This window comes from Halomonas sp. WWR20 (assembly GCF_054602495.1).
On record NZ_JBTRHR010000001.1, the window covers coordinates 646040 to 659420 of the forward strand.

Consider the following 13381-nt stretch of genomic DNA (forward strand, 5'->3'; position numbering starts at 1 on the left):
CGGACCCTCCATTGACGGAGGTATCACTGAGACAGGTAGGTAAACACACGCAGGAGCATCGCTTGGCTATCAGTAATGATCCTGATGTGGTTGGGGCCTACCGGAGAAAACACCTTGAGGGGGCGAGTCACTGGTTCACCATCAAGCTGCAAGGAGATCTTTTTCCCCACTTGGCCATGAATCCAGCTATCGAACTTGCCGAAGCACTCAGGGGTTTCGACCATATCGAAAATTACATACGGCTTCCCGTTGATATCTGGGCGCAGTTCTACATTTTCAGCACACTCGGACCTCAGTGCAAAGCGACTATCGTGTCCCTCGAAAGAGAAACCGGAATCGGGCTCATCCAAGGGTGCTGACTGGCAGGCAGTTAAAAGTGGCAGCCAGAGCGCTGCCACTATGTACCAACGAGAAATAGACATTGATGTACTCGTAGTGATCAGTAGGTGTAGCGAATCATCTGGCCGAGGCCGTGGCTTTTGAATCTTATTCGATCCGTTCCCACGCCGCCTCCTGATGTCAGTAGCCGATCCAGGGTCGTTTACCTGCTTATATTGAGTAAAAGTAATATGGGAGGAGTACACGTGAAATTATCCGATCTTTTGACTCCCAAAGGCCGTCGTGCTACCGGCAGGTTATCCCTCGATCTACTGAAGATCACAGGGAAGGTGGCAGGTACTGCTGGTTTGGCTGGAGCGGTGGCCAGCGCGGCTGCGAACTTTGGCCAGGAGTCTAATGCTGAGGAACCAGCTCAAATATATGATTCTTGGGTCATCGAAGATGGGGCTCATGCTGCGGGACCAGATAGACCCGGTACTATGAAAGAGGCTTAAATTGGGGGACTAGCCCCCAATTTGATTTCAGGACTTCCCTTTCGTAGCAGCGCTTGGAGCCCGAAGGTCGCTGTGCCAGCCACCTTGATCGAGTAGCCGGAAACCGTCATGACGAACGGCAGACAGATCACCACGGCCATGATCAGGATGTACTGCACCATCGGCAGGGCCCGTTTGAACATGTCCATACCAGCCTTGCCCATCCGCCAACGCCGCCCCGCCATCGACAGCGTATCGCCCACATCGCTGATGACACCGCCGTCCAGGTTGCCGTTGGCTGAGCCCGCGCGCTGGCTGGATGAACCGTCCAACGATTGGGGGCCAGTTCACAGTCGGCGAATGGTCTTTTTACCCGCCGCGCGAAGAGCTTCAGGGGGCTATGCTCAATCGAGTCAGATCACGAAAAGCGATGGGGAAGCTATGTTCGATGGGTTCCAGTTGGAGATGATCGAGCTGTCCGAGGCGACGTTGAGGGTGAGGCACGGAGGATCCGGCCCGCCGGTACTCCTGCTGCATGGTCATCCTCGAACGCATGCCACCTGGCATCGGGTCGCGCCGCTTCTGGCGCCCCATCACACCGTTGTGTGCCCTGACCTCAGGGGTTTCGGTGAGTCTTCCAAGCCCCAGGACACCGTTGATCATGCAGGATCATCCAAACGCGCCAAGGCGCGCGATTGTGTCGAGTTAATGTGTCATCTCGGGTTCGACCGCTTCATCATCGTCGGCCACGACAGAGGTAGCTATACAGCTTTCCGCACCGCAATGGACCATCCCGAAGTAATCGAGCGGGTCGTAATGCTCGATGGCGTACCTATTCTCGAGGCATTGGAACGCTGTGACTCACATTTCGCGAAGGAATGGTGGCACTGGTTCTTTTTCGCCCAACCGGAGAAACCCGAGCGTGCCATCCTCGCCGATCCCGAGGCATGGTACGGCGGCTCTGCGCAAGCGATGGGCGAAGAGGCCCACGCAGATTTTATGAAAGCCATCCACGATCCAGCGACCATCCACGGAATGATCGAGGACTATCGGGCTGGCCTGAGCCTCGACCAGCAGCATGACAGGGAGGATCGCGAGCAGAGCCGGCGAGTTCAGTGCCCCGCCATGGTCTTATGGTCGCAACGCGACGATCTAGAGCGCCTGTATGGCGACATCCTTAAAGTGTGGGGCCCCTGGACAACATCCGTTGTAGGTCACGGCATCGACTGCGGCCATCATATGGCTGAGGAAGCGCCGGAGATGCTGGCTAGCGCGCTCCTCGATTTCTTCAGAAGTTGAACGTGTCACCTTGGCCAAGCCAGGCCACCGCCCTCCCCTCGTTTCCCAATACGTGGAGCAGATACCGGCTTGTCGGCTTACATCCCCGGCGCGCTATCGAGTTAAGCGGCACTTTCTCCCTCCGCCGACTCCTTGTCTTGCACGTTGCCAGTACGCGTACGCAAGTGGGTGGGCGGAGTATACGTTGGAGAATATCTGACCTCACTCTTGCTGTTATTGACGCGATTATCCACGTAGCCAAGCAACGCGAGTTGAGCCACTAGAAAAAACACACAGAACAGGAGGCCTTTGATCATGGCATTTCTCCAGGAGCCGAGTGGGCCGGCAATGAACGCATCAGAGCATGCCGTTTAAAGCTTGGCAACGGATTTCCAAGTGCCTTGCAACACTTTCGAAGCGGTCAGCGATCGGGCTCTTGCGGCATCCGGCACCGCGTTGCCCGCCGCGAGCGAGTTACTGACGAAAAACGCTAAAAATGGTTGGCATGCCATGACGAAAAACTGCCCATCAGGAACCTGATGGGCAGCGTGTCAGCCGGAGCGTGGGATACAGCCTGAACCGGATCACGATGATGGTGTACTCGGCAGATCAGACGTCGCGTACGCTCACCCCATCGCGATGGCATCCTCGTCCCGTTGCGTCGTACTTACCGGCACGGCGGGCTCGTCGACGGCGAACAGACCGCCAGAGAGCCGGCGTACGCGCTTCATGAATAGCGCAATGCATACCAGCGTTGCCAGCACGGCGACGGCATAGCTCACCTGTAGCGACAAACCGAAGCCGATCGGCGCGTAAGCCAGATAAGTGAAAGTCGCCAGGGTCATGAACACCGCCGGGATCGAGGTGATCCAGTACGGCTTGCGTGCCAGTACCAGATACATGGTGGCGACCCACAGCGCGATTACTGCGGTGGTCTGGTTGGCCCAGGAAAAATAGCGCCACAGCAGGGTGAAGTCGATCTTGGTCAGGGCGAACGAGGCCACGAACAGCGGCGCGGCGATGAGCAGACGCTTGATGATCGGGCGCTGGTCGACCTTCAGATAGTCGGCGATGATCATACGCGCGCTGCGAAAAGCGGTATCACCGGAAGTGATCGGCAATACAATGACTCCGAGTATCGCCAGCGTGCCGCCGATGGCGCCAAGCATCTGCGTGGAAACGGCGCTGACCACTGCCGCCGGGCCACCCTGGGCGAGCACGGCAGACAGGCTGTTGTCGCCATGGAACAAACTCATGGCCGCAGCCGCCCAGACCATTGCAATGACTCCTTCGGCGATCATCATGCCGTAGAAGATCTGGCGTCCGTTGGTTTCGTTCTCGGTGGTACGCGAGATGATCGGCGTCTGGGTGGCGTGGAAGCCCGACAGCGCGCCGCAGGAAATGGTCAAGAACAGCAGCGGGAAGATCGGCGCCCCCTGGGGATGCATGTTCTCGAGTGACAGCTCGGGAATCGGCGCACCGGTCACCACCAGGCCGATGCCGATACCCGCCGCGCTGAACAGCAGCAATGCACCGAAATAGGGATAGATGCGTCCGATGACCTTGTCGATCGGCAACAGGGTCGCCAGCAGGTAATAGGCGAAGATCGCCACAATGATTAGCGTCAGCGAAAACGGCGAGATATTGGCCAGCAGCGTTGCCGGCGACGTCACGAACACCGTGCCGACCAGCAGCAACAGCAGGATCGCGAAGCCGTTGACCACATGCTTCATGGTCTTGCCCAGGAACTTGCCTGCCAGTTGCGGCAAGTGGGCGCCATGGTTACGGATCGAGATCATGCCGGTGAGATAGTCATGCACGGCACCGGCGAAGATGCAGCCGATCACGATCCACAAGAAGGCCACCGGCCCGTAAAGGGCACCGAGAATCGGCCCGAAGATCGGCCCGACGCCGGCAATGTTGAGCAATTGGATCAGGGAATTGCGACGCGTATTCATCGGCAGGTAATCGATGTCGTCGCGCATCGCGAACGCCGGCGTACGCCGCTTGCGATCGGTGACGAACACGCGTTCCACGAACTTGCCGTAGGTGAAGTACCCCACCACCAACAGCGCGATAGCAGCAAGAAAGGTAAACATCGAAGCCCTCTGGAGTCGTTTTGCAGCTACGACCGGCATCGGATCAGCGCAACCTCGCGCCTATATGCGACCGGTAAGGGAAAGCCAACCACAAAAACCCGCCACGCAGGGCGGGATGAGGGCGCCCATTCTAAGAACCGAAGCGCGTTACGCCTGTAAGACTTTAGTGGTAAGCACATGAATTGTCGTACCGGCGCCACAAGAGAAGATGACTATTCACGACTTACTCTGTTTACCTAAACCGGGCCAAACAGAGCTTGGGCTGATATCGACATTATCAGGCCCGCCGGGCCATAGATTGGCGATATCTACGCATCGATTCAGGCGACGCTTCATGTGTCGTCGTTCAATAATTCCCTGAATTCAATCCGCCCTGTTGGCTATGCTCTGGTAGGACCACGCCAGGACGATACCGAATATGATATGTGAAAAAATGTTTACCCAAGCATGGGCTTTGGCAAACCAAGGCCAGATAACGATAAAGCCGTAAAAATTAACCAGGTAAATCACCAGCCCCATCACTGCACCCACAATGATGATCGCCATGCTTCGCTTGAGCCCTCCGAAGACCCAACCGTAGATCAGCGCATAAACCCACGAGAGCATGAAGTGAATGGCCATGGCGAGCATCATGATGCCGATAGCAAAGGTCGCTGGCGGAGGAAGTACGTCACGTCCCATAACGATTGCGGCAACCATTCGCGGTGGTCCCCAGGGACTATTTCCGAGAAAGCCCCAGGCCATGATCGTTTGCAGTATCATGAAGACGATACCTGCAATCAGACCGCTCCAGATAACTCCTTTTCCACTGACGCGTTGATGCTCGATCAAGCTGTTCATATATGCCTCCTGCGTTTCTCACGTTTCCTCACAAGAATCGTTTTTAAGGCTCCACGGTCATTCCGCCTTCCTAGGCTAGTTCAGCCAACAGCTTAAGCTCCTCGTTGAGGGGCATATCGGCAATAGGGCTAGTGTAGTGGGACAGAGCTTCAGTCTCGCGGCAATGATCAGCTCAAGTCGCGATTGTTCCTCGAACCTCGCCACTGCATTCAGCTCGGGGTCGCCCGGGTTTTTAATATCTCGCGACGTCTCGATGCTCCCTTCGTCAACCTTTGCCGCTTTTGGCGACGTGGTGTGGGCCGCCACATAAAATTGCAACCATTGAGCGAACTTGTCGTCAGGCCAGGCCCTGCCGAGCGGGCAGCCCCGGCAGCTTGAGAACTGCGTAATCTGGACTCCTACCGCGAGCTGGCCAAAACAGGCACTCGCTTCTAATAAACATGCTAATTATTGATTATAGTTATAAGACGGATTGCGCTTATGCATTTCTCTATACCTGAGTGAAAAAGTAAACTCCTTATCCTGGCTCAGGTGAGCCTGCATGTATTGGAGGGTCTCCATGACTGACATGACACTAACCTCGCGCCGCCCCGTGCCTATGGCGCTGCTGGGTGCCGGCGTGTTGCTGGTGGGTATTGTGGGAGTAGCGGCCGCCTTCGGCCTACGACTGGCTGCGCTTATGTTGATCGGTGGGGCATTCGGCATGGCGCTCTATCACGCGGCGTTCGGTTTCACCGGTGCCTGGCGTGTGTTTATCAGTGAACGCCGCGGACGTGGGCTTCGCGCCCAGATGGTCATGCTGGCTATCGCCGTAGTGCTGTTCTTCCCTGCCCTGGCGGCAGGCACGCTGTTGGGGACGCCGGTTTCGGGCTACGTGGCGCCCGTCGGTGTTTCAGTGCTGGTGGGAGCCTTTCTGTTCGGACTGGGAATGCAGCTCGGCGGTGGATGTGCGTCGGGAACACTGTTCACGGTCGGCGGAGGCAATGCCCGCATGCTCATTACACTGGCATTTTTTATCGTCGGGTCGTTGATCGGCACGGCACATTTTATGTGGTGGCAAAGCCTGCCGGCATTTCAACCGACGTCACTGGTCGATGTATTCGGCGCCGGGGGAGGAATCGCCGTCAGCCTGTTGCTGTTCGCCGCCATCGCAGTCGTTACCGTGATCATGGAACGGCGGCGTCATGGTCAGCTTGAACAGTCGCCCAAGGTCGAAGATACCCGTTCACGCTGGCTACGCGGCCCCTGGCCGCTGCTGTTCGGAGCGGTGGCTCTGGCGTTGCTTAACTTCATGACCCTGGCGCTGGCGGGTCGTCCTTGGGGAATTACCTCAGCCTTTGCCCTGTGGGGCGCCAAGGTTTTCGAAGCACTCGGAGGCGATGTCAGCAGTTGGGGATATTGGCAAACACCGAGTAACGCCGCGGCTCTCAACGCGAGCGTCTGGTCTGACATTACCACGGTGATGAACGTCGGTATTATTTTGGGGGCGCTGATTGCCGCTTCTCTGGCGGGTAAGTTCGCACCCAAATTCGCCATTCCACTGCGCTCGGTCATTGCGGCCGTAATCGGAGGGCTCCTGCTCGGCTACGGTGCCCGCTTGGCGTTCGGCTGTAATATCGGGGCCTACTTTGGCGGTATTGCCTCGGGTAGCCTGCATGGCTGGCTGTGGCTGGTCGCCGCCTTCGCCGGCAACATGCTAGGCGTCAAACTGCGGCCGTGGTTCTTCAGCAGCCCTGCCCGGCCGTTGGCACGCAGCAACTCACTGTAAACCCGACATGTCCTTGGCGTCCCGGCTTCGGCCGGGACGTTCTTGTTCCAGTGTCAAACCCATCAACCTTCTTTCCTGCCTGCTCCGTCGGCCACCTTTCACTCGCCTTTGTGGGTCAGGCTCATCAGGTAGATCGCCACTGCCAGCGCCAGTACCGACAAGGCCAGATAGATCGCATCCAGAGGTGTCTGGAAGCGGATGTCGACCACCGCGCGAAAGAATTCGATGATGACCGCCAGTATCACCACCCGCGCGATCTTGTCCTTGAGTTGATCGAAAGACTCGACATTGAAGGGGTGCCTCGGCGCGTAATCCTCCGCCTGCTCGATGGGCGATACAAAAAGCCGATAGACCCCCAACCCAAACACCAGAAGTACGATTGCGATGAGGTAAATATCCACGGCCATGACGATGCTGGGTACCACCGTTTCGTGAATGTCCTGACCGCTGCCCATGATATAATACGCTGCGGCATCGAACACGATGCCGATGATATCGAGCGTGCCGATGATGAACAGTACCAATGCCCCTAGCAGGCTGGGAATCACCGCCGCCATGACCAGGAAACGGGAGTTCCACAGGAAGCGTTCGAAGCGCCGTTCTAACTTGCCTTGTGTCGGCGTGTGGGGTAATTCTTTCCTGTCCAGCTCTGGCATGGTCTCTCCCTGCGGTTAAATGATAACGGTCGTTATCTGCCACTTCAGCATATCCCGTCACCGCTGCCTATCGCACGGCTCCCGATTCGCGACAAAACGCTGCCATGACGGGGCGTTATCGCATGCTCACTGAGGCTTGCTTTTCCCCTGGGGTCACTTGAGATCAGCGTTGTTTAACGCCCCGTTCGCTACAGTCGCCATGCTTTACCCCGTTATTCCGGCATTCGGGTTTCTCTGGGCTGGATAAAATAGCGCTTTTCTCAACCTCGGCCGCGACCATGAAACAGCTGAACCTGTCGTCATCCATGCTCAAGTGTATGGCAGAGATGCGCTTAATCTCCACCGATGGCCGAGGCGTCGAAACCCTCGTGGGCCTGACGCATGGGGAGTCCTTTCAGTATCTGGAATACAGCCGCCGGCTCTTAACGGAGGGCCCCCTTCCTGAAAATGAGCATGACGCTTATCTCCATCTCTACGCCAAGCATTCACGAGCGAGACAAGCCGCCGCCTTCGCCGAAGTGGAGTCGCGACAGACCCCCAGCAGACATTGACACGCATGCATCGGCTTGTGCATGCGACGATACATTCCGGGCGTGGAGTCTATGCTGTAAATTCATGCCGTTCATCGGGAAATATCATGAAGACTCTTCTTTGTGTGATCGCCGCAGCAGCTCTCGCCGTGAGCGGATGCTCGACTCAATCCGACACTCATAAGGTCAGCACGGTAAGCCAAGCGTGCCGGCCTGAGCCAACCGATTTGGGCATGACCGGAAGCCGGGGAAGCCACCATGCAGCGCATCGGGCGGCAATGAGCGCCGCTCAGCGCGATCTCGGCATGCGCGCTTCCCCTGATGCAGAGACGAACTTGCAGGATTTGCACGACTCATTGTCTCCACGGGAATGCCCCGAATAACCAAGTGCCGGGCGGCCGGATGCCGCATCCGCCAGTCGTTCATGCGGCATACCCCTTAACCAGTCACGAAGCGTTATATTTAACTCAGATTAATAGAAGTTTCTTTTCGTAACAGTTTCCTGTTTGTCAGCTCGCCGGGGGACCTATACTCTGTTGAGTACGGTAAGCAGCGGCCAAGGACAGGTCGCCAGTTCAAGGAAGAGCGCGATCAGGAAGATCGATGCTTGGGAATGAAGGCAACAGCGGCAGGAAGCCACCGACGCCAAGGATCCCAGAACGCCTTACCCTTTAAGCAGTGCTAGTCTCTGCTTCGAGCCCGGTCACTATTGGCCGGGCTTAATTTATGTTGGCTTCGCCACTGCGTTCCGGCCCTCTCCCAATGGGCGTTACCCTCACGCCACGATACTGCCGCCGATGCCCGCCAGACACGCCGACATCAGCGATCTCCTCGGCATATCCAAATGGATGCAACGCACAGGACAAGTCAGGGTCATCCGTTACCCCAGCGTCGATGCCTTGCTCTGATGAACACAGCGTTCAATGTCCCGCGTAGCAGGCACGAACTCCTCCCGCACCATCAGGATCAAGGCTTTGGCGTTGAACCGATGATGATGGGCCGGATGGCAGATCACTTGATCATCTTCCGTCACATAAGCCATGAGCGTGCCCATGCCTTCTTCCATAAGTCGACAGGTCACGTCCGACCACACGGCATCCTCCAGCCGCACGGGGTAGCGCATGGCATGATCGTCATGGTGGGTGAACAGATTCTCCAGAATCTTTTCCGCCCCCGGCGCCACCAAGGAGCGGACCAGCATTTCAGGATAGGCGCGGATCGGTCGTAGCGTGGTGCTGGCACCTGCCCGCTCGGTCCGCTGTCGATTGTCCTCGTGCACGCATTCAGCGACGGTGTAAGGCATGGCCTCCTGACACAGGCCCTGTAATTGCATCAGCACATCCAGCGTAATGCTGTCTGACACGCGGCTGTACTCATCGTGAGCCAGCACAATGATCGCCTTGGCTTGCGCTGGAGTCACAGCCTTCAGTGCCTGAGGATCGGAGGGCTCTGCATGGTGATGCACAACGCCCATCTCACGCAGGCTTTGAGGCAACCCATCGGGAAAGGTATCGGTGAGAATCTGCACCGGCGTATCTTCGAGTTGCTCGGTCGCCCGTAGCTGTGCCACCAACCGTTCAAAGTAGATAGCGGCGTTGTGGTCGGGACTGTTGATGATCAGTACGTGATCCTGCATATTCCACCTCCAGCGGCCCTTAATCATGGATTCTTTGCGTTTGAGGCGATAATCGATGTAGTCGCTGGCCACCTGGGCCAGCAGAGTGATACCCGCCACGTAGAGCAAGGCTACGGTGGCGGCACGCCCCAATGGCGTAGCGGCCGATAGATCACCATAACCGACCGTCGTCATGGTGGTGAGCGTCAGCCAGAGTGCATCGCTCCAGCCCATGGCCTCGAAGGCCATCATCGCGAGGGTATGCAGGCCGGTGAGCGCCATTAGCCAGTAAAACGCACGACGTAGGCGCGAGCGTATATTGACATCAAGCCGCTGGGTAATCTGATTGCAGGTTTGGCGGCGGCGCAGTACGCGAAGAAGTAACATCACGAACGCACCCAACAGGGTGCTGACCTCCATCATCAATAAGCCATACCACGGGCGACTCAGGGCGTTCCCCCTGCGTCGAGTGAGGTAGGATGCTACGTTACCCGCCTGATTAACGCCAATCGGCGCGATGAATCAACGCCTGTTCGAAGCGCTTCGAGCCCCAGCGGCTGCATGGCGGCTGGATATTAACCGACGCTTCCGATCCAATCTTTTGCGCTGCCACCCGGGCCAGGCATCATGGTCACCTCTCTCTTTAATAACGCTCGACAACGCAAAGGCAGCTCATGGCAACCGACTCCTCAAGCGCTATTCATTCTACGCTCCAGCGTGTGTTCGGTTATGACCGGCTGCGCACCGGCCAGGAAAAGGCGATCTCGGCGGTGGTCGCGGGCCGCTCGACGGCGGCGATCTTCCCCACCGGCTCGGGCAAGTCGCTGTGCTATCAGCTGCCGGCCCTGCTGCTGCCGCATCTCACCCTGGTGATCTCACCGCTTTTGGCGCTGATGCAAGATCAGCTGGCGTTTCTCAAGCGCCGCGGCATCGCCGCCGCCAGCATCGACTCGGCGCAGAGCCGCGAGCACGCCAGCGCAGTGATGTCAGGGGTGCGGCGCGGTGAGATCAAGATCTTGATGATCTCGGTCGAGCGGATCAAGAATGAGCGCTTTCGCCAGTTCATCGCCCAGGTGCCGATCTCGCTGATAGTGGTCGATGAGGCGCACTGCATCTCGGAGTGGGGTCACAACTTCCGTCCCGACTACCTCAAGCTGCCGGACTATCAGCGCCAGTTTTCAATTCCCCAGGTACTGCTGCTGACCGCCACCGCCACGCCGCAGGTGATCAAGGACATGCAGGCCCGCTTCGCCATCGCCGCCGACGACGTGATCACCACCGGCTTCTACCGCCCTAACCTCAACCTGATCGTCGAACCGGTGGCGAGCGGCGACAAGCAGCGCCGCCTGGTCGACTGGCTCACGCCTCGCCTGCAGACGGGCCGCGAACAGCCGAGCATCGTCTATGTCACCCAGCAACAGAGCGCCGAGCAGCTCGCCGCCGTGCTCAGCCGCCACGGGCTCAACGCGTGTGCCTATCACGCCGGACTGCCTGCCGAGCGCCGTGACGAAATCCAGCGCCGCTTCATGGCCGGCGAAGTGGCCTGTATCGTCGCCACCATCGCCTTCGGCATGGGTATCGACAAGGCCGACATCCGCAACGTGGTGCACTTCGATCTGCCCAAGTCGGTCGAGAACTATAGCCAGGAGATCGGCCGCGCCGGGCGCGACGGTCAACCCTCCGACTGCCTGGTGCTGGCCAACCGCGACGCGTTGAACGTGCTGGAGAACTTCGTCTACGGTGACACGCCCGAGCGCGACGGTATCCGGCGCGTGCTCGCGGAGATCGCCGCGGTGCAGGCCGAAGGCGGTGAGCGGCGCTGGGAGTTGATGCTCAATGCGCTGTCCCAGCACAGCAACATCCGTGCGCTGCCGCTCAAGACGCTGCTGGTCCAGCTCGAGCTGCGCGGCGTGATCGCCCCGCGCTTCAGCTACTTCGCCGAATACCGTTTCAAGTACCTGCGCGAGCCCGAGGTTCTGATCGCCACCTTCGAGGGCGAACGCCAGCGCTTCGTGCAACTGATCGTCGAGTGTGCCAATCGCGCCAGAACCTGGTGCTCGCTCGACTTCGACGCCCTCTATCGGCGCGGCGGAGAGCTGGGCATCAACGCCGAGCGCGCCCGCGTGGTCAGCGCGCTGGAGTACTTCAACGATCAGAGCTGGATCGTGCTCGAGAGCAAGCAGATGACCGAGGTCTATGCGGTCACCGATTCACCGCTCGATGTCGCGGCGCTCGGCGACGAATTGTACGGCTATTTCAAGGCAAAGGAAGAGAGCGAGATCGCACGGCTCAACGCCATGCTGGCGCTGTTCGAGAGCGACAGTTGCCTGAGCCGGCGTCTGGCGTGCTATTTCGGTGACACTCGCGCCCCCGAACGCTGCGGGCACTGCTCGGTATGCCTGGGGCATGTCGCCCGCCTGCCGCCGCCCGCATCATTGCCGCCAATCGAGAGCCAGTCATTCGCCGCGCTGTGCGGCGAAGTGATCGAGCGCTATCAGGCAACATTCGAGGGTCAGCCGCCCGGCATTGAACTCTTGACGCGCTTTCTATGCGGCATCACCACGCCGCTGTTTACCCGGCTCAAGGCGCGTCAGTTCGCAGGCTTTGGCCAGCTCGAAGCCTACCCCTACGCCGAGGTGCGACAGTGGGTCACGGCTCACCTGACGGGCCAGCGCTAAAGGATGCGCCTGCCACTCGTTCATCATCCCGGCTACACCATCGGCAGTTGCCGTGCAGCGGCATACCAACCGTCTGCGTGATCGGTGGCGGCTACGACCGCGACCTCGCCACGCTGGCGGATCGGCATGCCCAACTGCACCGGGCGGCGCTACATTCGGCCTGAAGTTTATGGAGTGATGCCGAAACACGCAGGCAAGGCTGTCTACCACGGCAACGGCATGCCATGCTGAGCCTGGATACCGGAGCTTGTGAGGGTCGAACATGGACAGTGGAAAGCAAGACAACGAGCCGGGCGATACCGGTCTGGGCAGCGACGAGATACGCGTGCTCGGCTGGCCAATCAAGCGAAAGCACGTCGCCGGCACAGTGACCCTGAGCTTCATGCTACTGGGCGTCATATTGCTCTTTACGGGATACATGGAGGGCGGCGCCTTAGTCAGCATGTGGACGCTTGCCCTGGGCACCGGCGCGATCGTGCTAGTCTGGAACCGCATCGAACAGTTCACGCTATTCGGCAGCGAGATCAGGCTACGTCGCTTGACGCGAGATGCTGAAAGCCTGATGGCAGGGCTTGACGAGAGCCGGGCCGATCTATATCGCACTGCGCTGGGCCTCGCTCAGCGCATGCCCGACGACTCCGATAACGCTCGGCAGTTGTTTGACAGCCGCACGCGCGAAGTATTGCCGCTACTGCGAAGGATCGAAAACGCGGGACTGCTCGAGCGCTTGACTGACGAGGCCCTCTCGGCCACCGAGACGCTTATCGAGAGCACTCGGCAAAAACTGCTTTCCCCGAAAAGCCCGTTACGCGAAGCCATCAACGGTGCCGACTCACAAAGCCCCGAGGCTATCCCGGCGATTTATGCCGAATGGCTGAGCGAAGCCGGACCGGCAAATGAACATCAGGCCATGGCGCAGCACGCCACGCTATCCCATGCCATCGATGAACTAAGCGAGCTGCTGCGCTATCGGCATGCTATCGCGGAAACCTCCCCCCGTAGCCGCTAGAGTCTCGTCAGCCCTGCGGTCCATGCAAAGCGCGCTTTCCTACTCGCAAGCCTGTCCAGGCTAAAAATGCATAGGCGACGACTGACAGAGGACCGG

10 protein-coding genes are annotated in these 13381 nt (G+C 58.7%); 4 read left to right on the top strand and 6 right to left on the bottom strand.

Translation table 11 applies throughout. From position 1 onward, the window contains the following. Positions 1–23: 23 nt before the first annotated feature. Positions 24–422, bottom strand: a complete 399-nt coding sequence (locus ACW4DH_RS03010; protein ID WP_459634860.1) for a hypothetical protein — start codon at positions 420–422, stop codon at positions 24–26. A gap of 407 nt (positions 423–829) precedes the next feature. Next, the gene (locus ACW4DH_RS03015) at positions 830–1144 is read right to left on the bottom strand and encodes a hypothetical protein (RefSeq protein WP_459634861.1); all 315 of its coding nucleotides are present in this window, start codon (positions 1142–1144) and stop codon (positions 830–832) included. A 109-nt stretch (positions 1145–1253) separates the two neighbouring features. Here ACW4DH_RS03015 and ACW4DH_RS03020 point away from each other — a divergent pair, with 109 nt between their 5' ends. After that, positions 1254–2111, top strand: coding sequence for an alpha/beta fold hydrolase (locus tag ACW4DH_RS03020; protein WP_459634862.1), 858 nt, complete (start codon positions 1254–1256; stop codon positions 2109–2111). Positions 2112–2716: 605 nt separating this feature from the next. Here the strand turns inward: ACW4DH_RS03020 and ACW4DH_RS03025 are convergent. Then, complete coding sequence (locus tag ACW4DH_RS03025) at positions 2717–4189, bottom strand: carbon starvation CstA family protein (protein ID WP_459634863.1); 1473 nt, start codon at positions 4187–4189, stop codon at positions 2717–2719. Positions 4190–4552: 363 nt separating this feature from the next. Continuing rightward, complete coding sequence (locus tag ACW4DH_RS03030) at positions 4553–5029, bottom strand: hypothetical protein (RefSeq protein WP_459634864.1); 477 nt, start codon at positions 5027–5029, stop codon at positions 4553–4555. A 559-nt stretch (positions 5030–5588) separates the two neighbouring features. Between ACW4DH_RS03030 and ACW4DH_RS03035 the strand changes: the two genes are divergently transcribed. Beyond that, complete coding sequence (locus ACW4DH_RS03035) at positions 5589–6797, top strand: YeeE/YedE family protein (protein ID WP_459634865.1); 1209 nt, start codon at positions 5589–5591, stop codon at positions 6795–6797. Positions 6798–6895: 98 nt separating this feature from the next. Here ACW4DH_RS03035 and ACW4DH_RS03040 read toward each other — a convergent pair whose 3' ends face one another. Together ACW4DH_RS03040 and ACW4DH_RS03045 are read right to left on the bottom strand one after the other, a co-directional pair. Then, positions 6896–7453 carry a YqhA family protein gene (locus tag ACW4DH_RS03040; RefSeq protein WP_459634866.1) on the bottom strand — a complete coding sequence of 186 codons (558 nt, stop codon included), beginning with the start codon at positions 7451–7453 and terminating at the stop codon, positions 6896–6898. Between the two features lie 1410 nt (positions 7454–8863). Further along, on the bottom strand, positions 8864–9985 hold the full coding sequence (locus ACW4DH_RS03045) for an ion channel (protein ID WP_459634937.1): 1122 nt from the start codon (positions 9983–9985) through the stop codon (positions 8864–8866). A 287-nt stretch (positions 9986–10272) separates the two neighbouring features. Between ACW4DH_RS03045 and ACW4DH_RS03050 the strand changes: the two genes are divergently transcribed. Beyond that, entirely contained in the window at positions 10273–12276 is a 2004-nt protein-coding gene (locus ACW4DH_RS03050; RefSeq protein ID WP_459634867.1) for a RecQ family ATP-dependent DNA helicase, read from the top strand. Positions 12277–12538: 262 nt separating this feature from the next. Beyond that, complete coding sequence (locus ACW4DH_RS03055) at positions 12539–13285, top strand: hypothetical protein (protein WP_459634868.1); 747 nt, start codon at positions 12539–12541, stop codon at positions 13283–13285. The last annotated feature ends 96 nt before the right edge of the window (positions 13286–13381 follow it).